Annotated in this window: 18 protein-coding genes and 1 pseudogene; 7 read left to right on the top strand and 12 right to left on the bottom strand. The window is 69.2% G+C overall.

Translation table 11 applies throughout. From position 1 onward, the window contains the following. Positions 1-7: 7 nt before the first annotated feature. Positions 8-1,756, bottom strand: coding sequence for an oxalyl-CoA decarboxylase (gene oxc, locus QQY66_RS42025; RefSeq protein ID WP_301985671.1), 1,749 nt, complete (start codon positions 1,754-1,756; stop codon positions 8-10). Between the two features lie 255 nt (positions 1,757-2,011). On the opposite strand from oxc, the gene QQY66_RS42020 reads away from it, so the two are divergent. After that, positions 2,012-3,592, top strand: coding sequence for a FadD7 family fatty acid--CoA ligase (locus QQY66_RS42020; protein WP_301985670.1), 1,581 nt, complete (start codon positions 2,012-2,014; stop codon positions 3,590-3,592). 52 nt (positions 3,593-3,644) lie between these two features. On the opposite strand, the gene QQY66_RS42015 is transcribed toward QQY66_RS42020, so the two are convergent. Next, positions 3,645-4,577: a LysR family transcriptional regulator gene (locus QQY66_RS42015; protein WP_301985669.1), complete on the bottom strand. Its 933-nt coding sequence runs from the start codon at positions 4,575-4,577 to the stop codon at positions 3,645-3,647. Between the two features lie 81 nt (positions 4,578-4,658). Here QQY66_RS42015 and moaA point away from each other — a divergent pair, with 81 nt between their 5' ends. Beyond that, positions 4,659-5,642 (top strand): GTP 3',8-cyclase MoaA, encoded by a 984-nt coding sequence (gene moaA / locus QQY66_RS42010; protein WP_301985667.1) that lies wholly within the window; start codon positions 4,659-4,661, stop codon positions 5,640-5,642. 81 nt (positions 5,643-5,723) lie between these two features. Here moaA and QQY66_RS42005 read toward each other — a convergent pair whose 3' ends face one another. From QQY66_RS42005 to QQY66_RS41990, 4 genes are read right to left on the bottom strand one after another with little or no spacing between them, the layout of a single operon-like run. After that, complete coding sequence (locus tag QQY66_RS42005) at positions 5,724-5,936, bottom strand: formate dehydrogenase subunit delta (RefSeq protein WP_301985666.1); 213 nt, start codon at positions 5,934-5,936, stop codon at positions 5,724-5,726. Between the two features lies 1 nt (position 5,937). Beyond that, on the bottom strand, positions 5,938-8,754 hold the full coding sequence (gene fdhF, locus QQY66_RS42000) for a formate dehydrogenase subunit alpha (protein WP_301985665.1): 2,817 nt from the start codon (positions 8,752-8,754) through the stop codon (positions 5,938-5,940). Continuing rightward, on the bottom strand, positions 8,751-10,364 hold the full coding sequence (locus tag QQY66_RS41995; protein WP_301985664.1) for an NADH-quinone oxidoreductase subunit NuoF: 1,614 nt from the start codon (positions 10,362-10,364) through the stop codon (positions 8,751-8,753). Before QQY66_RS41995 ends, fdhF begins: the two co-directional genes overlap by 4 nt. Positions 10,365-10,366: 2 nt before the next feature. After that, entirely contained in the window at positions 10,367-10,840 is a 474-nt protein-coding gene (locus QQY66_RS41990; RefSeq protein WP_301985663.1) for a formate dehydrogenase subunit gamma, read from the bottom strand. Positions 10,841-11,128: 288 nt separating this feature from the next. Between QQY66_RS41990 and QQY66_RS41985 the strand changes: the two genes are divergently transcribed. Then, on the top strand, positions 11,129-11,818 hold the full coding sequence (locus QQY66_RS41985; protein ID WP_301985662.1) for a GntR family transcriptional regulator: 690 nt from the start codon (positions 11,129-11,131) through the stop codon (positions 11,816-11,818). Between the two features lie 27 nt (positions 11,819-11,845). Here the strand turns inward: QQY66_RS41985 and QQY66_RS41980 are convergent, their stop codons facing one another. Then, positions 11,846-12,655: an acyl-CoA dehydrogenase family protein gene (locus QQY66_RS41980; protein ID WP_301985661.1), complete on the bottom strand. Its 810-nt coding sequence runs from the start codon at positions 12,653-12,655 to the stop codon at positions 11,846-11,848. 211 nt (positions 12,656-12,866) lie between these two features. Between QQY66_RS41980 and QQY66_RS41975 the strand changes: the two are divergent. After that, positions 12,867-13,539 (top strand): annotated as a pseudogene (locus QQY66_RS41975) (GntR family transcriptional regulator); the annotation flags it as partial. A 33-nt stretch (positions 13,540-13,572) separates the two neighbouring features. Here the strand turns inward: QQY66_RS41975 and QQY66_RS41970 are convergent. From QQY66_RS41970 to sucC, 5 genes are all read right to left on the bottom strand, one after another. Next, the gene (locus QQY66_RS41970) at positions 13,573-14,127 is read right to left on the bottom strand and encodes a carbonic anhydrase (protein ID WP_301985660.1); all 555 of its coding nucleotides are present in this window, start codon (positions 14,125-14,127) and stop codon (positions 13,573-13,575) included. Positions 14,128-14,178: 51 nt separating this feature from the next. Beyond that, positions 14,179-15,408, bottom strand: coding sequence for a formyl-CoA transferase (gene frc, locus QQY66_RS41965; RefSeq protein ID WP_301985659.1), 1,230 nt, complete (start codon positions 15,406-15,408; stop codon positions 14,179-14,181). Between the two features lie 144 nt (positions 15,409-15,552). Continuing rightward, positions 15,553-17,109: an aldehyde dehydrogenase family protein gene (locus QQY66_RS41960; RefSeq protein ID WP_301985658.1), complete on the bottom strand. Its 1,557-nt coding sequence runs from the start codon at positions 17,107-17,109 to the stop codon at positions 15,553-15,555. A gap of 144 nt (positions 17,110-17,253) precedes the next feature. Further along, positions 17,254-18,153, bottom strand: coding sequence for a succinate--CoA ligase subunit alpha (gene sucD, locus QQY66_RS41955; RefSeq protein ID WP_301985657.1), 900 nt, complete (start codon positions 18,151-18,153; stop codon positions 17,254-17,256). 11 nt (positions 18,154-18,164) lie between these two features. Further along, a complete protein-coding gene (gene sucC, locus QQY66_RS41950) occupies positions 18,165-19,295 on the bottom strand; it encodes an ADP-forming succinate--CoA ligase subunit beta (protein ID WP_301985656.1) in 1,131 nt (376 codons plus the stop codon). Between the two features lie 150 nt (positions 19,296-19,445). Between sucC and frc (QQY66_RS41945) the strand changes: the two genes are divergently transcribed. From frc (QQY66_RS41945) to QQY66_RS41935, 3 genes are all read left to right on the top strand, one after another. Further along, a complete protein-coding gene (gene frc / locus QQY66_RS41945) occupies positions 19,446-20,711 on the top strand; it encodes a formyl-CoA transferase (RefSeq protein ID WP_301985655.1) in 1,266 nt (421 codons plus the stop codon). Positions 20,712-20,900: 189 nt separating this feature from the next. After that, complete coding sequence (locus tag QQY66_RS41940; protein WP_301985654.1) at positions 20,901-22,289, top strand: OFA family MFS transporter; 1,389 nt, start codon at positions 20,901-20,903, stop codon at positions 22,287-22,289. Between the two features lies 1 nt (position 22,290). Beyond that, positions 22,291-23,676 carry an OFA family MFS transporter gene (locus QQY66_RS41935; RefSeq protein ID WP_301985652.1) on the top strand — a complete coding sequence of 462 codons (1,386 nt, stop codon included), beginning with the start codon at positions 22,291-22,293 and terminating at the stop codon, positions 23,674-23,676. Positions 23,677-23,729: the final 53 nt, after the last annotated feature.

The following is a 23,729-nucleotide window of genomic DNA, read 5'->3' as shown; positions in this document are numbered from 1 at the left end:
GGGGTCGTCACTTCTTCGCCGGCGTGATGTTGCCGACGGTGATTCCCTTGGGGTTGAGGTGGGAGATGTGGCCGCTCTCGGTGCCGGCCGAGGGGTCGATCACGCAGTCGATGAGCGCCGGCCCGCCCGAGGCGAGGGCCTCGGTGAGGGCGGCGGTGACCTCGGCGGGCGTGGTGGCGCGGTAGCCCTTGCCGCCGAACGCCTCGATCAGCAGGTCGTGGCGGGCCGCCGACATGAGGGTGGTGGGCGACGGGGCGTCGTCGTACGGGTTGGTGTCGTCGCCGCGGTACACACCGCCGTTGTTCATGATCACGGTGACCACGGGGAGCTTGTAGCGGCAGATCGTCTCGATCTCGATGCCGCTGAACCCGAAGGCGCTGTCGCCCTCGATGGCCACGACCGGAGCGCCGCTCTCGACGGCGGCGGCGATGGCGTAGCCCATGCCGATGCCCATGACGCCCCAGGTGCCGCTGTCGAGACGGTGACGCGGGACATGCATGTCGATGACGTTGCGCGCGATGTCCAGGGCGTTGGCGCCCTCGTTGACGATGTACGTCTCCGGGTGCTGGTGCACGACGTTGCGTACGGCTTTCAGGGCGCCCATGAACTGCATGGGGTGCGGGTCGGCCTCGAGGCGCTTGGCCATCTTGGCGACGTTCTGCGCCGAGCGCTCCCCGAGCTCGTCCCGCCAGGCCGAAGGGGCCTGGATCTGGCCTGGCTTGGTGCGTTCGGCGAGCGCGTCGAGCACCGATTCGATGTCACCGACGAGCGGGGCGGAGATGGGCTGGTTGCTGTCCATCTCCTTGGGGTCGATGTCGATCTGGATGAACTTGGCGTCGGGGTTCCACCCCGTCTGGCCATGGCCCAGCAGCCAGTTGAGGCGGGCACCGACGAGCATCACCACGTCGGCCTTCTTCAGCGCCAGGGAACGGGCGGTGGCCGCCGACTGCGGGTGGTCGTCGGGCAGCAGGCCCTTCGCCATCGACATCGGTACGTACGGGATGCCGGTGGACTCGATGAACTCCCGTACCTTGGCGTCCGCCTGGGCATACGCGGCGCCCTTGCCGAGCACCACCAGCGGGCGCTCGGCGGAGGCCAGGAGCTCGATCGCCCGGTCCACGGCCTCCGGCGCGGGCAGCTGGCGCGGGGCGGGGTCGACGAGGCGGCTCAGCGTCCTGTCGCCCTCCGCCTTGGGCATGATGGCGCCGAGCACCGCGGCGGGGATGTCGAGGTAGACACCGCCGGGGCGCCCGGAGATCGCGGTGCGCAGGGCGCGGGCGATGCCGCGGCCGATGTCCTCGACGCGACTGACCCGGTAGGCGGCCTTCACGAAGGGCTGCGCGGCGGCGAGCTGGTCCATCTCCTCGTAGTCGCCCTGCTTGAGGTCGACGAGGTGGCGCTCGCTGGAGCCGGAGATCTGGACCATGGGGAAGCAGTTGGTGGTCGCGTTCGCCAGCGCGACCAGGCCGTTGAGGAAGCCCGGTGCCGACACCGTCAGGGCCACGCCCGGCTTCTTGTTGAGGTAGCCGGCGATGGCCGCCGCGTGCCCGGCGTTGCTCTCGTGACGGAAGCCTATGTAGCGGATGCCCTGGGCCTGGGCGAGACGGGCCAGGTCGGTGATCGGGATGCCGACCACGCCGTAGATGGTGTCGACGTCGTTCATCTTGAGCGCGTCGACGACCAGGTGATACCCGTCGGTGAGCTCGGTCGGAACGTCGGCTGCTGCCGCGGTCTCCAGTGGCGAGGGGGCGGTCATGGTCCGAGGTCCTCCTTGGGCAGGTCCTGCCGGAGCGGCTACTCCTCTCACCATCCGCAGCGCGCCCGCCCGCGTCCAAGACCCATCGGCGACCAGCCGATAAACAGCATCTATCGACTGCTGGTGGAGGCGTCGCCAACTCCCTTGATAGACGGCTGCTATCGACCGTTCGCCAGTGCGTATTGGACGCGCACCGCAGGCCACCGCAGGCTCGCAGAGGACGTTTCATCGGACATGGCACGAGGGGGTGAGGTCATGGCCGTTCCGACCGCGGCATCCGTGCGCGATGCGGACGGGTACCGGCCTCCGACGGTCACGGGCCTCGTCGATCTCCTGGACCGGCAGGTGCGGGAACGCCCGTACGCCCGGGCCCTGGTCGTCACCGGGGACCGGGTGCACCTGTCGTACCGGGCCCTCGGTGCCGCGGCCGACGACGTGGCCGCCCGTCTCGCCGGCACCGGGTTGCGCCGCGGTGACGCGGTCGGCCTGGTCGGTGCCAACACCGCCGAGTTCGCCGTCGCGCTGCTCGGTGCGGCGCGGGCCGGTCTGGTGGCCGCTCCGCTGGATCCCGGGCTGCCCGAGTCTCAACTCTCCGCGCGGCTGGAGGCGTTGGGTGCGCGGGCTGCCCTGCTGGGACCGGCTGCGGCAGCAGTCCCGCTTCCCGTCCCGGCGTGGCCTGTGCGGGTCAACGTCTCCCGGGCCGGCACGGCGGAGGTCGAACTCGCCCCCGGTGCACCTGCCGCGCCCCACGTCCGGGGTGCGTCCGGCGAGTTGTCGGGGCAGGACGCCCTTGTCCTGTTCACCGCCGGGACCAGCGAACGGGCGAAGATGGTCCCGCTGACCCACACCAACGTGGCCGCGTCCGTCCAAGCCATCTGCGCCACCTATGAGTTGGGGCCCGATGACGCGACGGTCGCGGTGATGCCGTTCTTCCACGGTCATGGGCTGTTCGCGGCGCTGCTGGCGTCCCTGGCCAGCGGAGGCTGTGTCCTGCTGCCCGAGCGGGGGCGGTTCTCGGCCGGCACGTTCTGGGACGACATGCGCGTCGTGTCCGCCACCTGGTTCACCGCGGCCCCCGCCATCCACGAGATTCTCCTGGACCGTTCGGAGCGGGAGTACCCGGGTCCGCAGGCGCCGACCCTGAGGTTCGTCCGCAGCAGCAGCGCGCCACTCAACACGGCGACCCAGCGGGCACTGGAGCGCACGTTCGGCGCGCCGCTGCTGTCCGCGTACGGGATGACCGAGTCCTCGCACCAGGCGACCAGTGAACCGCTGACCGGGCGGGGGTTGTTGAAGCACGGGTTGGTGGGCCGGCCGACCGGGGTCGAGGTGCGGGTCGTCGACCGGAGCGGGCGTGCGTGTCCGGTGGACGTCGAGGGCGAGGTGTGGGTGCACGGTCCCACCGTCGCCCGGGGCTATCTCGGCGACCGGGAGGGGACGTCGTCCACCTTTGTCGACGGGTGGCTGCGCACGGGTGACCTGGGCGCGCTGGACGAGGACGGATATCTGTCGCTGACCGGGCGGATCAACAACCTCATCAACCGCGGCGGCGAGAAGATCTCGCCCGAGCACGTCGAGGACATCCTCGCGGGATGTCCGGGAGTCGCCGAGGCGGCCGTGTTCGCCGTGCCCGATCCGGTGTACGGGCAGCGGGTGGGCGCCGCCGTGGTGGTGCGCGAGGGCGAGAGCGTCGAGGCCGAGGAGATCCTGCGGTACTGCCGTGACCGGCTGGCCGCGTTCGAGGTGCCCGACCGGCTCGAGCTGGTCGCCGCGCTGCCGTACACCGCCAAGGGGGGTCTTGACCGGAAGGCCGTCCAGGCCCGGTACGCGCCGTGACAGGGGCGGCTTACCGGGGGTTCGGCGCGCGCTGCTCGGCCGGGGCAGGCACTCAGCGCACGCGGTGCTCGGCCGGGAGTGGCCCGCTGAAGAAGGCGTCCAGGGACAGGCCCGTCGCCGCGTTGACGAAGGCCCGGGCGGCGATCGAGCCGGGGGTCGCCGCGTGGATCGCCACCGAGACCTGGGCGCCGGCCTCCGGGTCGACCAGGGGCAGCGCACGCGTCCGGCCGATCACAGGCATCGCGCGCAGCCAGGTGTGCGGCACGATGCTGGCCCACCCCCCGCCGCCCACGTGCGCGTAGAGGGAGGCGATGGAGTCCGTCTCCACCTGGGGGGTCACCACGAACCCCTTCTCCGCGAACACGGTGTCGACGATCTGGCGGATCCGCATGTCGGGGGTCAGCATGGCGAGCGGCAGCTGGACCGCGTCCGCCCACGTCACAGTGGCGGACTGGGCTGCCAGCTGGTCGTCCGAGACCAGCAGCATGTATCTCTCCTGGTACAGGGGGACGACCTGCAGGCCCTCCTGGTCGCCCGGGTCGAAGTGGGCGATCGCCACGTCCAGTTCGTAGTCGCGCAGCTGCCGGTGGAGTTCCTTCGTCGACAGCCGGGAACGCACCTGGACCTTGGCAAGCGGGTGGGCCGCGCAGAACGCGGCCACGGGAAGCGCCAGGGTCGTGGAGGCCGTGGGGTCCGTCCCGAGCCGCAGCGTCCCGGTGATGCCGGACTGCACGGCGGCCACCTCGGCCTTGAACGCGTCCTGTTCGGCGAGGATCCGCTTGGCCCATACGACGAGCCGCTCGCCCTCCGGGGTGAGGCCCTGGTAGCTGTGCCCCCGGTTGATCAGCGTGACGTTCAGCTCCCGCTCCAGCTTCGCTATCGCCGCCGAAAGCGCGGGCTGGGAAACGTAGCAGGACTCCGCCGCCCGGGCGAAGTGCCGTTCCCTTGCCACCGCCACGAAATATTCGAGCTGCCGGAACAGCATGAACGACTCCTCTCTGCCCGAGGCCGCTCCACATAGCCCCATACTGTATGCAGTATTTGGGATATGTACAGGGAGGTAGTCGTGCTGATCGACACCCACGGCCGGATCGCCCGCGATCTGCGGGTCTCACTGACCGACCGGTGCAATCTCCGGTGCACGTACTGTATGCCGGAAGAAGGTCTGCGGTGGCTGGCGAAACCGGAGCTGCTCACCGACGACGAGGTCGTACGGCTGGTCTCCGTCGCGGTCACCGAACTGGGCGTCACCGAGGTGCGCTTCACCGGGGGCGAGCCGTTGCTCCGCCCCGGTCTGGTGGGCATCGTCGAGCGGTGTGCCGCCCTCGCCCCGCGCCCCCGACTCTCGCTGACCACCAACGGCATCGGACTGGCCCGTACCGCCGAGGCGCTGCGCGCCGCCGGGCTCGACCGGGTCAACGTCTCCCTCGACACCCTGCGCCCCGAGGTCTTCCGCATACTCACCCGCCGCGACCGGCACCACGACGTCATCGCCGGCCTCGACGCGGCCCGCGCCACCGGACTCCTCCCGGTCAAGGTCAACTCGGTCCTCATGCGCGGCGTCAACGACGACGAGGCCCCCGACCTGCTCGACTGGGCGCTGCGGCACGACTACGAACTCCGCTTCATCGAGCAGATGCCGCTGGACGCCCAACACGGCTGGCAGCGCGGCGACATGGTCACAGCCGCGGAGATCCTCGAAAGGCTCGGTGCCCGTTTCGCTCTCACGCCCGATGCGGTGCGCGGCTCCGCGCCCGCCGAGCGCTGGCTGGTCGACGGCGGACCCGCGCGGGTCGGGGTGATCGCCTCGGTCACCCGGCCGTTCTGCCGCGCCTGCGACCGCACCCGGCTCACCGCCGACGGGCAGGTCCGCGACTGTCTGTTCGCCCGCGAGGAGTCCGACCTGCGCACGGCCCTGCGCTCCGGAGCCTCCGACCAGGACATCGCCGGACTCTGGCGTACCGCGATGTGGGGCAAGAAGGCGGGCGCCGGTCTCGACGACGCGTCCTTCGTCCAGCCCGAGCGTCCGATGTCCGCGATCGGCGGCTGACGCAAGGAGCGTCTCGGACGCCCGACGCAAGCGCGCCTGCGACCGCTGCACGTCCCCTACAGCGGTCGCAGGCGCAGTCGTTCAGCGCATGAGCTTCACGGCGGCGACTACCAGCGGGTCAAGCCCCTCCGCTCCGGTATCGACGAACTCGTAGAGCCGGTTGCGCATGCGCGGGTCCCAGAACCTGCCGATGTGCCCCGCGATCTCCTCGGCCGCCCGCTCCCCCGGCAGGTGTCCGAGGTTCCGGGCGATGTCGTTCGCCATCCTGCGCTCGGACGGCACGGTGGCTGTCATCTCAGTCCACCACCGTCACGAGGTCGTTCTCGGTGACTTCGCTGTCGCCGTGCCGGTCCGGTCGCGCGAGTCCGACCTGTACGGCGGTCACCTTGTACTCCGGGCAGTTGGTCGCCCAGTCGGAGTTCTCCGTGGTCACCACGTTGGCGCCGGTGACGGGGTGATGGAAGGTGGTGTACACGACCCCGGTCGGCATCCGGTCGGAGATCTCCGCGCGCAACGTCGTCTCCCCGACCCGGCTCGTCAGCGTGACCATGTCGCCGTCCTCGATGCCGCGGACCTCTGCGTCGTGGGGATGCAGTTCCAGGATGTCCTCGGGGTGCCAGGCGACATTGCCGGTACGGCGGGTCTGCGCGCCGACGTTGTACTGGCTGAGGATCCGCCCGGTGGTGAGGACCAGTGGGAAGCGCCGGGTGCTGCGCTCGGTCGTCGGCACGTAGGAGGTGACCACGAACTTGCCCTTGCCGCGCACGAACTCGTCCACATGCATGATGGGCGTCCCCTCCGGAGACTCCTCGTTGCACGGCCACTGGACGCTGCCGAGCTTGTCCAGCAGCTCGAAGGACACGCCGGTGAACGTCGGGGTGACCGAGGCGATTTCATCCATGATCTGGCCCGGATGGTCGTACGCCATCGGATAGCCCATGGCGGTGGCGATCTCGCTGACGATCTGCCACTCGTGCTTGCCCGTCTTGGGCTTCATCACCGCGCGCACCCGGTTGATGCGGCGTTCGGCGTTGGTGAAGGTGCCGTCCTTCTCCAGGAAGGACGCGCCGGGCAGGAAGACGTGGGCGAACTTGGCCGTCTCGTTGAGGAACAGGTCCTGTACGACGACGAGTTCCATGGCCTCGAGCGCGGCGGTGACGTGCTGGAGGTTCGGGTCGGACTGGGCGATGTCCTCGCCGTGGACGAAGAGTCCGCGGAAGGTGCCGTCGATCGCCGCGTCGAACATGTTGGGGATGCGAAGTCCCGGCTCGGCAAGGAGAGTTCCGCCCCAGAGGTTCTCGAAGACGGTGCGTACGGCGTCGTCGGAGACGTGCCGATAGCCGGGCAGTTCATGCGGGAACGAGCCCATGTCGCAGGAGCCCTGGACGTTGTTCTGACCGCGCAGCGGGTTCACGCCGACACCGTCGCGGCCGATGTTGCCGCACGCCATCGCGAGGTTGGCCATCCCCATGACCATGGTCGAGCCCTGGCTGTGCTCGGTGACGCCGAGGCCGTAGTAGATGGCCCCGTTGGGGGCGGTCGCGTACAGCCTGGCGGCGGCGCGCAGTTCATCGGCTGGTACGCCGGTGATCTCCTCGACCGCCTCGGGGCTGTTCTCCGGGCGGCCGATGAACTCCGCCCAGTCGTCGAAGCCTTCGCACCGCTGGTCCACGAAGGACCGGTCGACCAGACCTTCGGTGACGACGACGTGCGCCATGGCATTGACGACGGCCACGTTGGTGCTGGGCCGCAGCTGGAGGTGGTGCTGGGCCTCGATGTGCGGCGAACGCACCAGGTCGATACGGCGCGGGTCGACCACGATGAGCTTGGCGCCCTCGCGCAGCCGGCGCTTCATCCGGGAGGCGAACACCGGGTGCCCGTCGGTGGGGTTGGCGCCGATGACCACGATGACGTCGGCCTGTGCCACGGAACGGAAGTCCTGGGTGCCGGCCGACTCGCCGAAGGTCTGCTTGAGCCCGTATCCCGTCGGGGAGTGGCAGACCCGGGCGCAGGTGTCGACGTTGTTGTTGCCGAAGGCCGCGCGCACCATCTTCTGTACGACGTAGACCTCTTCGTTGGTGCAGCGCGAGGAGGTGATGGCGCCGACGGCGCTCGTTCCGTACCGGTCCTGGAGCTCGCGCATGCGCCGGGCGACCGTGCCGATCGCCTCGTCCCACTCGACCTCGCGCCAGGGGTCGGTGATCCGGTCGCGGACCATGGGCTTGAGTTGGCGGTCGGGGTGGGTGGCATAGCCGAAGGCGAAGCGGCCCTTCACGCAGGAATGGCCCTCGTTCGCTCCGCCGTCCTTGTACGGCACCATGCGCACCAGTTCGTCGCCGCGCAGCTCGGCCTTGAACGAGCAGCCGACACCGCAGTACGCGCACGTGGTCACAACCGACCTGGTAGGCATGCCGAGTTCGACGACCGAACGCTCCTGGAGCGTCGACGTAGGACAGGCCTGGACGCAGGCCCCGCAGGAGACGCACTCGGAGTCCATGAAGGTCTCGCCGGCGCCGGGAGAGACCTTGGAGTCGAAGCCGCGTCCCTCGATGGTGAGCGCGAAGGTGCCCTGTACTTCGCCGCAGGCCCGTACGCAGCGGGAGCAGGCGATGCACTTGGACGGGTCGAAGTCGAAGTAGGGGTTGGAGGTGTCCTTCTCGGCGTCGAGGTGGTTCTCGCCCTCGTAGCCGTAGCGGACCTGCCTCAGCCCCACCACGCCTGCCATGTCCTGCAGTTCGCAGTCGCCGTTGGCCGGGCAGGTGAGGCAGTCGAGGGGGTGGTCGGAGATGTAGAGCTCCATGACGCCCTGGCGGAGCTTCTCCACCTTCGGCGTCTGGGTGCTCACCTTCATCCCGTCGGCGCACGGTGTGGTGCAGGACGCCGGGGTGCCGCGCCGACCGTCGATCTCCACGACGCACAGCCGGCAGGAGCCGAATGCTTCCAGGCTGTCGGTGGCGCACAGTTTGGGTATGTCGACGCCGGCCTGCGCGGCGGCGCGCATCACCGAAGTGCCTTCCGGGACGGTCACCGGCAGACCGTCGACCTCCACCGACACCGTTGCCGGGCCGGGCCGTTCCGGGGTTCCGAAGTCGGGTTCCTTGAGAAGGCTCATGCCGTGCCCTCCGTCCTCACGCCAGTCGCTTGTACGGGTTGGATCTCCAGGAGCCGACGACCGCCGAGGAAGTCGTCGGGGAAGTGCGTGAGGGCGCTGCGTACGGGCATCGGGGTCAGCCCGCCCATCGCGCACAGCGAGCCGTCGGTCATCAGGTCGCAGAGGTCTTCGAGCAGGGCCAGGTTCTCGTCCCGGTGGGTGCCGGCGACGATCTTGTCGATCACCTCGACGCCCCGTACCGAACCGACCCTGCACGGTGTGCACTTGCCGCAGGACTCCTCGGCGCAGAACTCCATCGCGAAGCGGGCCTGCGCCGCCATGTCGACGGTGTCGTCGAAGACGACGATGCCGCCGTGGCCGAGCATCGCGCCGGCCTCGGCGAACGCCTCGTAGTCCATCGGGAGGTCGAACTGCGACGTCGGGAGATAGGCGCCGAGAGGTCCGCCGACCTGGACCGTACGCACGGGGCGCCCGCTCCGGGTCCCGCCGCCGTACTCCTCGATCAGCTCGCGCAGGGTGATGCCGAAGGCGGTCTCCACGATGCCGCCGCGGGCGATGTTGCCGCCGAGCTGGAAGACCTGGGTGCCGCGGGAGCGGCCGACGCCGAGGTCCTGGTACGCCTTCGCGCCGTCGGCGAGGACGACCGGGACGGTGGTGAGGGTCAGCACGTTGTTCACCACGGTCGGCTTGCCGAACAGTCCCTCGATCGCCGGGATCGGCGGCTTGGCGCGGACCATGCCCCGCTTGCCCTCCAGGCTCTCCAGCATGGAGGTCTCCTCGCCGCAGATGTACGCGCCCGCTCCGACGCGTACGTGCAGGTCGAAGTCGAGCGCGGAGCCGAGGATGTCCTTGCCGAGCCAGCCCTGTTCGCGGGCGATCTCGATGGCCTCGCGCATCGTGGCGATGGCGTCCGGGTATTCGGAGCGGAGGTAGATGTAGCCCTCGCTCGCACCGACCGCGTGTGCGGCGATGGTCATGCCCTCGATGAGCAGGAACGGGTCGCCTTCCATGACCATGCGGTCGGCAAAGGTCCCGCTGTCGCCCTCGTCGGCGTTGCAGCAGACGAACTTCAGCTCGTCGGTGCAGTCGAGCACGGTCTTCCACTTGATGCCGGCCGGGAATCCGGCGCCGCCGCGGCCGCGCAGTCCTGACTCGGTGACCTCGGCGACCACGTCCGCGGGTGCGAGTGCGAGGGCGGCGCGCAGTCCTTTCAGCCCGCCGTGCTCGACGTAGTCCTGTGGCGACAGGGGGTCGGTCACCCCGACTCTGGCGAAAGTGACCCGGTTCTGGCGGGCCAGCCAGGGCAGTTCGTCGACAAGGCCGAGCCGCAGCGGATGGTCCGCGCCGTCGAGCATGCCGGCGGCGAGGAGTTCCTCCACCTCCTCGGGGGCCACCGGTCCGTAGCCGACGCGGCCCTGCGGGGTCACGACCTCGACCATCGGCTCCAGCCAGAGCATGCCGCGTGATCCGTTGCGTACGACGTCGATGGCGAAGTCCCCGCGGGTGGCGGCGCGTTGCAGGGCGCCGGCGACCTCGTCGGCGCCGACGGACCTGGCCGCCGAGTCGCGGGGGACGTAGACCGTCACCGCGGCGTTGGATGAGTTGTTCATGATCAGACCGTCCCGTTGAGGATCGAGCCCAGTCGGGCCGGGCCCACTCGTCCGTACAGCCGTCCGTTCGCCTCCACCGACGGCCCCAGTGCGCAGTTGCCCAGGCAGAAGACCTGCTCGACGGTCACCGAACCGTCCGCGGTCGTCTCCCCCAGGGTCAGTCCGGCCTCGCGCGTGTAGCTCACCAGGCGGTCGGCGCCCAGGGCCTGGCAGGCCTCGGCGCGGCAGATGCGCACCGTGGTGCGGCCCGCGGGATCGCGGCGGAAGTCGTGGTAGAAGGTCACCACTCCGTGGACGTCCGCCCGGGAGAGGTTGAGCTCGTCGGCGAGCACCGGTATCGCCTCCTGCGGCACATGGCCCAACTCGGCCTGAATCGCGTGCAGTACGGGCAGCAGCGCGCCGCGCTGACCCCGGTGATCGGCCACCACCCTCCGGACCACGCTCTCGACCGTCACGTCACTCCCGCTGGTCGTCATGATCGCTCCGCCTTCCGAACGCGGGTCCCCGGCGAGGGTTGCAGGAGACTGAGACAATACCTCATACAGGCTTCTGTATACAGACGACAGTCGTAAAGCCCGCAGCCGAACCGGCCCAGCCGAAGCCGGGCATGAGCGACCCCGGAGCCATGGTCGAGACCCGCCTCGCGACCCGACTGCCCACGCCATGTTGCATACCAAAACCTGTATACTGAAGCCGCCGTCGGCGACCCTCTCGGCGGCTTCCTCTTGGCAAAGCCGTCGGCCCGGCGGCAGAACGGGACAACCATGCGCGAGGCACTCACGGCCGCAGCGTCCCGGCGCGTCGCCCGCCCGGCACCACTGCGCCAGGCCGTGTACGACGCCCTGACCGAACTGATCGTCAACGGCTCCCTCAGGTCCGGCCAGCACCTGGTCGAGGCCGAGCTCGCCGAGCACCTCGGGGTCAGCCGCCAGCCGGTCCGCGAGGCCCTGCAGCGACTGCAGACAGCCGGCTGGGTCGATCTGCGGCCCACCCAGGGCGCGTTCGTGCACTCCCCCACCGAGGAAGAGGCCGCCCAACTCCTCGGCGTCCGCTCGGTGCTGGAGACCTACTCGGCCCAGCTCGCCGCCCGGAACGCGACGCCCGAGGACGTCGAACACCTCTGGGAGCTCCAGCAGGAAGGCGTCGACGCACTCGCCGAGGACCACGTCGAACGCCTGGTCGCGGCCAACACCGCCCTGCATGCCTTCATCACCTCCGTGGCCGCCAACGACGTCCTGGCCGAACTGCTCTCGCAGGTGGGCCAGAAGGTGCGCTGGTACTACACACCCATCGCCAAACCCCGCGGCAAGGAGGCCTGGAACGAGCACGCGCAGCTCATCAAGGCCATCGCCAAGGGCGACGCGGACCGAGCGGGCGAGGTCATGCGCAGGCACACCGAGCGCACGACCGGCTTCTACCGCAAGCAGACCCCCTCCGGGGCGAGTCAGGACTGACCGAACGGGCCGCCCCCAGGCGGCAGTTCAGGAGGGCGCAAGGGAATCGGCGGGGCGGCGGACACCGTCGGCCGCGAGCGCATCGGCAGACCTGCGCCCGACGTCGGTCGCGAGGTGGAGTCCCTCCACTCCGGCGGCGGCCCGCAGTTCACGCAGCCACGGCAGGACCGTGAACCGCACGATGTCGCACCCGCCGCCGTCCCCGCCGAGCATCGCGTCGGCAGGCACCAGCACCGGGTCGGCACACACCGTGGACGTCGCACTGCCAGGCGGCCCCGCGGCGTCGGGCCGGGCCGGCACGAACAGGTCCGGGGCGTGCGCCGGAACCGCCCAGAGGTCCAGGCCGTCCGGCACGCCGAGCGGCCGCGAGGACCAGACGTAACTGTCGGCCTCTCCCGCCGCGACCACCTGGCGTTTACGAGCGCGCAGCGCGACCACGCCACCGGAGCGGACGGCGGTGCAGCGCGGCGCGAGGAGCTCCTGCTCACTGGCGCCGTCCTCCGCGAGCGCGAGGCTTGCGAGGTGGCGTCCGGCGGCGATCTCGCCGCGCACCCAGGGACTGCCGTACGACTCGATGACGGCGACCGCCGTGTAGTGGGCCTGGAGCACGGCGGCCGTGGCAGGGCAGACGCGTGCGGTCCGTGCCACCACCTCGGCGGCTTCCGGCAGCCCCAGTCCGGCGCCGCCGAACTCGGTGGAGACGGTCAGCCCCAGCAGCCCGGTGGCCCCGAGGGCCGTGACGGCGCCACGGGGGAACCTGCCCTCTGTGCCGGTCAGTTCGGCGCAGGGCGCTACGACACGGGTCAGGACTTCTGCGAGAGCGGTGCGGTACGACACGGAGTGACCCCCTCGGGAGCGGTTTCCGGTCCGCGGCCAGGCGCGGATGATTGCATACAGTATGTTGCATCCCCTAGCTGACACCAAGAGGGCGGGCGAGACAATTTCCATCACTCCGCGACGCAGGTCACACGCGAATGGCTATTGCATACTAAATTCAGTATCGCGTAGTCGATGTTTGCCGTCCGCAGTCGAGCGAGGGAGAGGGTCCATGCCCGACACACCCACCGTGGCAGCCCGCGGCCAGATCGCCAGGCTCGCCCCACTGCGCCAGGCCGTGTACGACGCCCTGACCGAACTGATCATCAACGGGCGACTCAAGCCCGGTCAGCGCCTCGTCGAGGCCGATCTCGCCGAGCAACTCGGCGTCAGCCGCCAGCCCATACGCGAGGCCCTGCAACGGCCGCACACCGCCGGCTGGGTCGACCTGCGCCCCTCCCCGGGTGCCTTCGTACACTCCCCCACCGCCGAGGAGTGCGCCCAACTGCTCAGCGTCCGGGCCGTCCTGGAGACCCACTCCGCGCGCGGCGCCGCCCAGCACGCCACCCCTGCCGATGTCGCCCGGCTCTGGGAGCTGCAGCAGACCGGCCTCACCGCCCTCGCGGCGGGCGACGCCCGGGCCATCGTCGAGGCCAACGCCGCCTTCCACGCCCACATCACCCATCTCTCCGCAACGCGGTCCTGGCCGAGCTCATCCCCCAGGTCGACCGACGGGTGCGCTGGTACTACATGCCGATCGCCAAACCCCGTGGCACCGACGCCTGGAGCGAGCACGCGCGGATCATCGAGGCCATGCCGACGGCGACCCCGAGCGCGCCGAGGAGCTCATGCGCCGGCACACCGCGAACACCACCGACTTCTACTGCAAGCAGATCGCCGCGATGGCCGGCCCCGGCGCACTAGGCCACTACGGGAGGTCAGCGCTGCGGGTCGATCTCCCGCAACAGCCCCGTGGTGACGTCGAAGACGAAGCCCCGGACGTCGTCGGTCTGCGGCAGGAAGGGTGAGGTGCGTACGCGCTGCAACGACTGCCGTACGTCCTGATCGACGTCCCGGAAGGCTTCCACCGCCCACGCCGGCCGCTGCCCGACCTCCAGCTCCAGCTCGTGCCGGAACTCCTCGGTCAGGGTCTGCAGACCGCAGCCGGTGTGGTGGATGAGGATGACGCTGCGGGTGCCGAGGGCACGCTGACTGATCGTCAGAGAGCGGATCGTGTCGTCGGTGACCACACCGCCGGCGTTGCGGATGGTGTGGCAGTCGCCGAGCTCCAGGCCGAGCGCGGCATGCAGGTCGATGCGCGCGTCCATGCAGGCCACGACGGCCACGCGCAGGACCGGGCGGGCGCCCATGCCCGGGTCGACGAATCCGGCGGCGTAGGCACGATTGGACTCCAGAAGCCGGTCGATGACCGTCTCGGTGGCGGGTGCGGCGTTGCGGACGGGCTGGTCGAAACGGGGTGCGTGTGTCGACATGCTGGGCTACCTCACTCCGGTCGAGTTCAATAAACGGCGCCTATCAGGCGGTCAGATCACTCCCTGGGTCCGGAGTAGCGGCAACTCCTCGTCGCCCAGGCCGAGTTCGCCGATGAGGATTTCTTCGGTGTGTTGGCCGAGGAGGGGTGAGGGGGTGATGTGGGTGGGGGAGTCGGAGAGTTTGAGGGGGTTGCCGACGGTGGTGAACTCGCCGCGTTCGGGGTGGGGGACCTTCACGACGATGTCGTTGGCGGCGAGGGAGGTGTCCTCGATGATCTCTTTGGTGGAGAGGATGGGTCCGCAGGGGATGTTGTGGTTGTTGAGTTGTTCCAGGACCTGCCACTTGGGCAGGGTCGAGGACCATTCCTCGATGAGCTGGAACATTTTGGCGAGTTTGGGCAGGCGGGCTTCGGGGGTGGCCCATTCGGGGTCGTCGGCCAGTTCGGGCCGGCCGATGAGTTCGCTGAGCGGTTTCCAGCCGACGGGCTGGACGATGACGTAGACGTAGTCGTTGGGGCCGCCGGGTGCGCAGCGCACGGCCCAGCCGGGCTGGCCGCCGCCGGAGGCGTTGCCGGAGCGGGGTACCTCGGTCCCGAAGTCGGTGTTGGGGTATTCCGCGAGCGGGCCGTGGGCCAGGCGTTGCTGGTCGCGGAGTTTGACCCGGCACAGGTTGAGGACCGCGTGCTGCATGGCGACGTTCACGCGCTGGCCGCGCCCGGTGGTGGCGCGCTGGAAGAGGGCCGCGAGGATGCCGGCGACGGCGTGGATGCCGGTGCCGGAGTCGCCGATCTGCGCGCCGGTGGCCATCGGCGGGCCGTCCTCGAAGCCGGTGGTGGTCATCGAGCCGCCCATCGCCTGCGCGACCACCTCGTAGGCCTTGAAGCTGGTGTACGGGCCGTCCCCGAAGCCCTTGATGGAGGCGTACACGATCCTTGGGTTGATCTCCTTGATGCGGTCCCAGGTGAAGCCCATCCGGTCCACCGCTCCGGGCCCGAAGTTCTCCACCAGCACATCCGAACGGCGGATCAGCTCGGTCAGGATCTCCTTGCCCCGCTCGGTCTTGGTGTTCAGCGTGACACTGCGCTTGTTGCAGTTGAGCATCGTGAAGTACAGGGAGTCCACGTCCGGCAGATCCCGCAGCTGCCGGCGCGTGATGTCCCCGCCCGGCGCCTCCACCTTCACCACATCCGCCCCCAGCCACGCCAGAAGCTGCGTCGCCGACGGACCCGACTGCACATGCGTCATGTCCAGGACACGGATCCCCTCAAGAGCCTTAGCCATGCTCGCCACCTCATCTTCGCGTCATCGTGCGCACGTCGGCGGTCCACCGCTCACTAAATCTCATACTGCAGATTGCATACTGAATGAGATTGTTAAAAGCCTCTGTCGGGCGGCGCCCCGACAGGGACGCCACCCGAACTCACCTCACGGCATGAGCTGGTACTCCGGGAAGTTCCCGGGCAGCCGCTCTCCCGCCGGTCCCTGCGTCACCGCGCGCACCAGCAGCTCACCGCCGACGAACGCGCCGCGCCAGGACGCGCCGAACCCGCCGAACAGCTCGTCGCGGTCGCCCCGCGAACGCGGCTTGCCGTGGCCGACCTTGAACGCGCGGATCTGCGGGGCGAGCCGGTCGAAGGTCGCCCGGTCGTCCGTGGACAAGGTGGCCACCAGCGCGCCGTTCGAGGCGTTCATCGCGGCCAGCAGCTCCGCCTCGGTGTCGACCAGGACGATGGTGTCGACCGGGCCGAACGGCTCCGCGTGGTGCAGCGGAGAGGACGGGGGCGGGTTCAGGAGGGTGACCGGCTGGACGTACGCCGAGGTGTCCTGGCCGGGCAGGAAGCGGGCGTCGGCCTCACTGGCGCGGTGCAGGGGGACGGCGCCGCGGGCGATGGCCTCGGCGACCTGGTCGTGCAGCTCCTTCGCCTTGGCCGCGTTGATCACCGGCCCGAAGTCCAGTGACGGGTAGGGGTCGTCGGCCTTCTCGACGGCGAGCGGATGCCCGACGCGCAGGGTGCGCACCGCCGGAAGGTACGCCGACAGGAACGCGTCGAACAGCTCCCGCTGGACGACGAAGCGCGGGTACGCCGTGCAGCGCTGCTTGCCGTAGTCGAAGAGCTTGGGGATGACCGCCGTAAGGGCGTCCCAGTCCGAGTAGTTCCAGATGCCCCAGGTGTTGAGTCCTTCCTGTTCGAGGACGTGCCGCTTGCCGAGGTCGGCGACGGCCGTGGCCACCGCGGCGCCGGTGTCGCGACCGCCGACGAAGGAGACGCAGCCGATCTCGGGCGCCCGCACCAGCGCCTCGGACAGCTCTCCCCCGCTGCCGCTGACGAGGGTGACGGGAATCCCCTCGCGGGCGGCGAGCGCGCAGGCCAGGGTCAGACAGGCGACACCGCCGTCGGTCGGGGTCTTGGCGATGACCGCGTTGCCCGCCAGGGCCTGTATCAGCATGGCGTGAACGAGCACGCTCATCGGGTAGTTCCAGCTGGCGATGTTGGACACGGGGCCGTCCAGCGGGGCCCGGCCGTCGACCATTGGCTCGATGCCGTCGACGTACCAGCGCACCCCGTCGATGGCCCGGTCGACGTCCGCCTGCGCCAGCCGCCACGGCTTGCCGATCTCCCAGACGAGCAGCAGGGCGAGGAGTTCGCGGTGCTGGGTGAGGACGTCGAGGGTGGCCGCGACGCGGGCACGGCGCTCTTCGAGCGGGATGTGCCGCCAGGCGCGGTGCTGGTCGAGGGAGGCGCGTACGGCCTGATGGGCGGTTTGCCGGTCCAGGCGCGGCGGGCCGGCGATGGGGCTGCCGTCGACGGGGCTGATGGCGGGCAGGGCCCGGCCGTCCGCTCGCCAGGCGGAGTTCCAGAGGTTGAGGACACGATCGTCCCGGAACGCCTCGGGGGCGACCGCCAGACAGCGCTGCCAGGCGCCTTCCCAGGTGGTACCGGACTTCACCACGAGTGAGGTGGAGTTGAGGGTGGTTGTCATCGGGTGTCTCCGCTCTCGGTGCACAGTCGGGGGCGGGAGGGGCCTGGCAACTGCGGAACCGCAGCGCGCAGGCCCGTGCGACCAGTGGTCGCGTATAGAGGGAGGAACGCAGTGGCGCCGGACGGTTCCGGCAGTCACTCCGCCTCAACCATGAGTGGCGTCACGGTCGGCTTCCAGCAGATCGAGCACAAGGCGGGCCGTCTCGGTCGGGGTGATTCCGACCTTGACGCCGACCGCTTCCAGCGCTTCCTTCTTCGCCTGCGCCGTGCCCGAGGAACCGGACACGATGGCGCCCGCATGCCCCATGGTCTTTCCCTCGGGCGCGGTGAAGCCGGCGATGTAGCCGACGACGGGCTTGCTGACGTGCTTCTTTATGTACGCGGCCGCGCGTTCCTCGGCGTCGCCGCCGATCTCCCCGATGAGAACGACGAGTTCGGTGTCGGGGTCGTCCTGGAAGGCGGCCAGGCAGTCGATGTGGGTGGTGCCGACGACGGGGTCGCCGCCGATGCCGACACAGGTCGTGAAGCCGATGGCGCGCAGCTCGTACATGAGTTGGTAGGTGAGCGTGCCCGACTTGGACACCAGGCCGATGCGTCCGGGGTTGGCGATGTCGGCCGGGATGATGCCCGCGTTGGACTGACCGGGGGTGATCAGGCCCGGACAGTTCGGGCCGACGATCCGGGTGCCCTTCTCCTTCGCGTACGCGGTGAAGGCGACGGAGTCGTGGACGGGGATGCCCTCGGTGATAACGACGGCGAGCCCGATCCCCGCGTCGACAGCCTCCATGACCGCCGCTTTGGCGAAGGCGGGCGGTACGAATACAACGGTGACGTCGGCGCCGGTCGACTGTATACCGTCGGCGACCGACCCGTATACGGGTATGGCCCGGTCCTCGAAGTCGACGGTCTGACCGGCCTTGCGCGGGTTGACGCCGCCGACCACGTTCGTACCGGCCGCGAGCATGCGCCGGGTGTGCTTCATGCCCTCGCCGCCGGTCATGCCCTGGACGAGGACCTTGCTCTCCTTGGTGAGGTAGATCGCCATGTGCCGTCTCCTCAGGCTGCGGTGGCGAGTTGGGCGGCACGGCGGGCGGCGCCGTCCATGGTGGTGGCCTGCTGCACCAGCGGATGGGCGTGGGCGTCGAGAACGGCGCGGCCACGGGCGGCGTTGTTGCCGTCGAGGCGCACGACGAGCGGCTTGGTCAACTGGACGGCGTCCAGGGCCTGCACAATGCCGTCGGCGACCGCGTCGCACGCGGTGATCCCACCGAAGACGTTGACGAAGACCGACTTCACGGCCGGGTCGGAGAGGATGACGGACAGCCCGTCGGCCATGACCTGGGCGGACGCGCCGCCGCCGATGTCGAGGAAGTTTGCCGGACGGGCACCGCAGCCGGCGACCACGTCGAGGGTCGACATGACCAGGCCCGCGCCGTTGCCGATGACGCCGACCTCGCCGTCGAGCTTCACGTAGTTGAGGCCCTTGGCCGCGGCCACCGCCTCCAGCGCGTCGTCGTGCTCCTCTTCCTCCGCGCCCCAACGCGCCTGTCGGAAGCGGGCGTTGTCGTCGAGCGTGACCTTGCCGTCGAGGGCGAGGATCTGCCCCTGCCGGGAGCGGACGAGCGGGTTGACCTCGACGAGGACGGCGTCCTCGCGGACCAGCACCTGCCACAGGCGTACGAGGACGTCGACGGTCCGCGGCGGAAGGCCGGCGGCTTCGGCGATCTCCCCCGCCTTCGCGGAGGTGACGCCCTCGGTCGGGTCGATGTGTATACGGGCGACCGCCTCCGGTCGACTGGCGGCGACCTCCTCGATCTCCATGCCGCCCTCCGCGGAGGCGATGGCGAGGAAGCGACCCGCCGCGCGGTCGAGGACGTACGAGACGTAGAACTCCGCCTCGATGTCCACCGGTTGGGCCAGCATGACCTTGCCGACCGTGTGGCCCTTGATGTCCATGCCGAGGATCTGACGTGCCGCCAGTTCCGCCGCGGCCGGGTCGGCGGCGAGCCGCACACCGCCCGCCTTGCCCCGGCCCCCGGTCTTGACCTGCGCCTTGACGACCACGCGGCCGCCGAACCTGCGGGCCAACTCGCGCGCTTCCTCGGGCGAGTCGGTGACCTCCGCCCTCGGCACCAGAATGCCGTGTTCTTCGAAGAGCCCTCGGGCCTGGTGTTCGTACAGGTCCATGATTCGGCTCCCGTCTTGGAAGTGTCGCGTCTGAAAAGTGGTGCACGACCCCTGGACATCACCCACCCTGATGCGGGATAACAATCTTCATACAGTATCCGTCGACTGTATGCAATGTGCCGGACGCGGCGCAGGGATGACGCGGCCAGGATGCTCAAGGCAACGGACAAGCGAGGTGACCTTGTGACGACGAAGGCTCTTGAGGGGATCCGTGTCCTGGACATGACGCATGTGCAGTCGGGTCCGTCGGCGACGCAGCTTCTGGCGTGGCTGGGGGCGGATGTGGTGAAGGTGGAGGCGCCGGGCGGGGACATCACGCGCCGGCAGCTGCGGGATCTGCCGGACGTGGACTCCCTGTACTTCACGATGCTCAACTGCAACAAGCGCAGTGTCACGCTGAACACCAAGACCGAGCGGGGCAAGGAGATCCTGACCGAGCTGATCCGCCGTTCGGATGTGCTGGTGGAGAACTTCGGGCCCGGAGCGGTGGACCGGATGGGCTTCACCTGGGACCGCATCAAGGAGATCAACCCAAGGATCGTGTACGCCTCCATCAAGGGCTTCGGGGACGGCCCGTACACCAGCTTCAAGGCCTACGAGGTGGTCGCGCAGGCGATGGGCGGCTCGATGACCACCACCGGCTTCGAGGACGGCCCGCCGATGGCCACCGGCGCGCAGATCGGCGACTCCGGCACCGGCATCCACGCCGTCGCCGGCATCCTCGCGGCCCTCTTCCAGCGCGCCACCACCGGGCGCGGCCAGCGCGTGAACGTCGCCATGCAGCACGCGGTCCTCAACCTGTGCCGGGTCAAACTCCGCGACCAGCAACGCCTGGCCCACGGCCCGCTCGCGGAATACCCCAACACCGACTTCGGGACCGAGGTACCCCGCTCCGGCAACGCCTCCGGCGGCGGCCAGCCCGGCTGGGCCGTGCGCTGCGCACCCGGCGGCCCCAACGACTACGTCTACGTCATCGTCCAGCCCGTCGGCTGGAAACCGCTCAGCGAACTCATCGGCCGGCCCGAACTGGCCGACGACCCCGAATGGGCCACCCCCGAAGCCCGCCTGCCCAAACTCGCCAAAATGTTCCAGCTCATCGAGGAATGGTCCTCGACCCTGCCCAAGTGGCAGGTCCTGGAACAACTCAACAACCACAACATCCCCTGCGGACCCATCCTCTCCACCAAAGAGATCATCGAGGACACCTCCCTCGCCGCCAACGACATCGTCGTGAAGGTCCCCCACCCCGAACGCGGCGAGTTCACCACCGTCGGCAACCCCCTCAAACTCTCCGACTCCCCCACCCACATCACCCCCTCACCCCTCCTCGGCCAACACACCGAAGAAATCCTCATCGGCGAACTCGGCCTGGGCGACGAGGAGTTGCCGCTACTCCGGGCGAGCGGGGTGATCTGACGTGGGGGGCCTGCAGCGCGCCGCAACGGTGCGGAGCCTCCCGGCTGTTGGGGGGCGGATCATGAGGTAACCGAACACAGGGAACGGCCGACGGTGCGCGTCGGCCGGTCCCGGGACCCGTGCGCGCACGAGAGGTATTTGGACAGGGGGCGCTGGCCAGATCTTTCGACGCAAGGAGTGCTTGACCAGATGACAACCATCGATTACTCGACGTCCGTCCCCTACAGGGAGGTGACGGACAAGAACGGCCGCATGTACCGCATCGGTGAAACCGACATCGACATCATGGGCCGTAAACGCAAGTGGATGGTCATCCTGCCCTGGATCGGCATGATGGGCATCTCCTCCGCCGAGTACGCGTTCGCGTCCGCCGAGGACACCCTGCACCAAGCGCACGCATGGTCCAGCACCAGCATCTATTGGATGCTGACCGTCTGGGTCTTCTTCCAGGCCGCGGTCGCCTTCCCGGCGGGAAAGCTCCGTGAGTCCGGAAAGCTGCCTGCTCGCTGGGCGATGATGCTCGGCGCCGCCGGTACCTTCATCGGCTACCTGTCGCTGGCCTTCGCACCGCACGTCATGCTGGCCGTCATCGGCTTCGGCGTGTTCAGCGGTATGGGCGCGGGCATGGTGTACGCGACCTGCGTCAACATGGTCGGCAAGTGGTATCCGGAGCGCAAGGGTGGCAAGACCGGATTCGTGAACGGCGGGTTCGCCTACGGTTCGGTGCCGTTCGTCTTCCTCTTCCACGGCTACATGGACGTGACCAACTTCGAGTGGGTGCTGGTCGCGGCGGGGCTCTTCCTCGCCGGAGCCGTGGCGTACGCCGGCTTCTTCTTCAAGGACCCGCCGAAGAACTGGTGGCCGGCGGATATCGACCCACTCAACCCGCCGAAGGACCCGCGTGCGGCCCGCTCCCTGCAGAAGAACCCGCCGGCGGTCGAGCAGATGTCGCCCAAGGAGGCCTGGAAGACCGGCCGTGTCGCGGTGATGTGGGTCTGTCTCGCCTTCACCTCGGGCGTCAACATCTTCGGTATCTCGTTCCAGGTCGACATCGGCGAGTCCGCCGGCTTCGCGGCAGGGATCGTGGCGACGGCCATGTCCTTGAAGGCCATCGTCAACGGCACCGGCCGCGGAGTCATCGGCTGGCTCTCCGACCGGTACGGACGTAAGGAATGCCTGCTCTTCGTCTGTATCGTCCTGGGGGCCTCGCAGTTCGGCATCATCTGGTCGGCCGACATGAAGAACCTGCCGCTGTTCCTGATCTTCTCCGCGATCTCCGGCTTCGGTGGCGGCGCGATCTTCCCGATGTTCGCGGCCATGACCGCGGACTATTTCGGCGAGAACAACAACGCCTCGAACTACGGCATGGTGTACAGCTCCAAGCTCGTTTCCGGCCTGGGCGCCGGAATGGGCTCCGTCGCAGTGACGGCCTGGGGGCTCAATGGCGCCTTCACGCTGGCCGGCGCCCTTTCCTTCGCAGCGTTCTTCATTGCCCTGTTCCTCAAGGCGCCCGGACGCGACTACAAGGGGCGTCTCATCAAGCCCAACCCGCACCCGCTCGGCGAGGAGACTGCGTGACATGACGGCTGACCCCGTCGCATCGAACGACCCCGCACAACCCGACGCCGCGAACCGTCCCTACCGTGAAGTGACCGACGCGCACGGCCGCGTCTACCGTGTCGGCGAGACCGACCGGGACATCCTGGGTCACTCCCGCAAGCTCATGGTGTATCTGCCATGGATCGCCATGATGGCCATCAGCGTCTTCGAGTACGCGTACGGCTCGGCGGAGGACACCCTGTCCCACGCCCACGGCTGGACGCAGAGCAACACCTTCTGGATCCTCAGCGTGTGGGTCTTCTTCCAGGCCGGCATCGCCTTCCCGGCGGGCTGGCTGCGGGAGAAGGGCATCCTCACGGCCCGCAAAGCGATGTACATCGGCTCCGTCCTGTGCCTCTTCGGGTTCCTCGCCCTGTCGCACATGAGCAACGTCTGGCTCGCGATCCTCGGGTTCGGCGTGGTCGGCGGCGTCGGGGCCGGCCTGGTCTACGCAACCTGCATCAACATGGTCGGCAAGTGGTTCCCCGAGCGACGTGGCGCGCGGACCGGCTTCGTCAACGGCGGGTTCGCGTACGGGTCGCTGCCGTTCATCTTCATCTTCAACTACGGCTTCGACACGGCGAACTACCACCGGGTGCTCGACCTCATCGGCTGCTACATCGTGGTCGTGGTGTTCGGGTGCGCGTTCTTCTTCAAGGACCCGCCGAAGAACTGGTGGCCCGCGGACGTGGACCCGCTGACGTTCTCCGGCGACCGGAAGAACGCCGCCGGGCTCGCCAAGAACCCTCCCGCGGTGAAGCAGTACACACCCAAGGAGGCGATCAGGACGGGGATGCTGCCCCTGATGTGGATCTCCGTCGTGATGACCGCGGGCGTGTCGATCTTCGGAATCTCCTTCCAGGTCGACTTCGCCAAGGAGGTCGGCTTCGGGCCGCTGGTCGCCGCGTCCTCGATGGGGGTCATGGCGGTCATCAACGGAATCGGCCGCGGCGTGGTGGGCTGGCTGTCGGACAGATGGGGCCGCAAGTCCACCCTGGTGTTCGTCATCGTCGTCCTTGGCCTCGCCCAGTTCGGCGTGATCTGGGCCGGTGACGTGCGGAGCGAGGCGCTGTTCCTGTTCTTCGCCTTCCTCTCCGGCTTCGGCGGCGGCGCCTTCTATCCGCTGTTCGCGGCGCTCACCCCGGACTACTTCGGGGAGAACTACAACGCCACCAACTACGGCCTGGTGTACAGCGGCAAGCTGGTCAGCGGTCTGTTCGGCGGCGGCCTGGGCTCCATGGTGGTGGCGGCCTGGGGCTACAACGGCGCGTACGCCCTCGCTGGCGGCGTGTCGATGGTGGCGGCGGCGCTTGCGCTGCTGCTGCGGCAGCCGGGAAGGGACAGCCGGGCTGCGACCGCGCACTGAAGGCGGCGCGCGGACGAGGAGGCCCCTCCCCCAGACCTCGGGAGGGGCCTCCT

It is taken from the genome of Streptomyces sp. DG2A-72 (genome assembly GCF_030499575.1).
Taxonomy (GTDB): domain Bacteria; phylum Actinomycetota; class Actinomycetes; order Streptomycetales; family Streptomycetaceae; genus Streptomyces.
Note: the sequence above shows the minus strand (reverse complement) of the source record. Positions and strands in the feature narration are given on the sequence as shown.

Coding starts and splice junctions, on each gene's coding strand:
- oxc (WP_301985671.1), bottom strand. CDS start 1,756: ATGACCGCCCCCTCGCCACTGGAGACCGCGGCAGCAGCCGACGTTCCG.
- QQY66_RS42020 (WP_301985670.1), top strand. CDS start 2,012: ATGGCCGTTCCGACCGCGGCATCCGTGCGCGATGCGGACGGGTACCGG.
- QQY66_RS42015 (WP_301985669.1), bottom strand. CDS start 4,577: ATGCTGTTCCGGCAGCTCGAATATTTCGTGGCGGTGGCAAGGGAACGG.
- QQY66_RS42005 (WP_301985666.1), bottom strand. CDS start 5,936: ATGACAGCCACCGTGCCGTCCGAGCGCAGGATGGCGAACGACATCGCC.
- fdhF (WP_301985665.1), bottom strand. CDS start 8,754: ATGAGCCTTCTCAAGGAACCCGACTTCGGAACCCCGGAACGGCCCGGC.
- QQY66_RS41995 (WP_301985664.1), bottom strand. CDS start 10,364: ATGAACAACTCATCCAACGCCGCGGTGACGGTCTACGTCCCCCGCGAC.
- QQY66_RS41990 (WP_301985663.1), bottom strand. CDS start 10,840: ATGACGACCAGCGGGAGTGACGTGACGGTCGAGAGCGTGGTCCGGAGG.
- QQY66_RS41985 (WP_301985662.1), top strand. CDS start 11,129: ATGCGCGAGGCACTCACGGCCGCAGCGTCCCGGCGCGTCGCCCGCCCG.
- QQY66_RS41970 (WP_301985660.1), bottom strand. CDS start 14,127: ATGTCGACACACGCACCCCGTTTCGACCAGCCCGTCCGCAACGCCGCA.
- frc (WP_301985659.1), bottom strand. CDS start 15,408: ATGGCTAAGGCTCTTGAGGGGATCCGTGTCCTGGACATGACGCATGTG.
- QQY66_RS41960 (WP_301985658.1), bottom strand. CDS start 17,109: ATGACAACCACCCTCAACTCCACCTCACTCGTGGTGAAGTCCGGTACC.
- sucD (WP_301985657.1), bottom strand. CDS start 18,153: ATGGCGATCTACCTCACCAAGGAGAGCAAGGTCCTCGTCCAGGGCATG.
- sucC (WP_301985656.1), bottom strand. CDS start 19,295: ATGGACCTGTACGAACACCAGGCCCGAGGGCTCTTCGAAGAACACGGC.
- frc (WP_301985655.1), top strand. CDS start 19,446: ATGCTCAAGGCAACGGACAAGCGAGGTGACCTTGTGACGACGAAGGCT.
- QQY66_RS41940 (WP_301985654.1), top strand. CDS start 20,901: ATGACAACCATCGATTACTCGACGTCCGTCCCCTACAGGGAGGTGACG.
- QQY66_RS41935 (WP_301985652.1), top strand. CDS start 22,291: ATGACGGCTGACCCCGTCGCATCGAACGACCCCGCACAACCCGACGCC.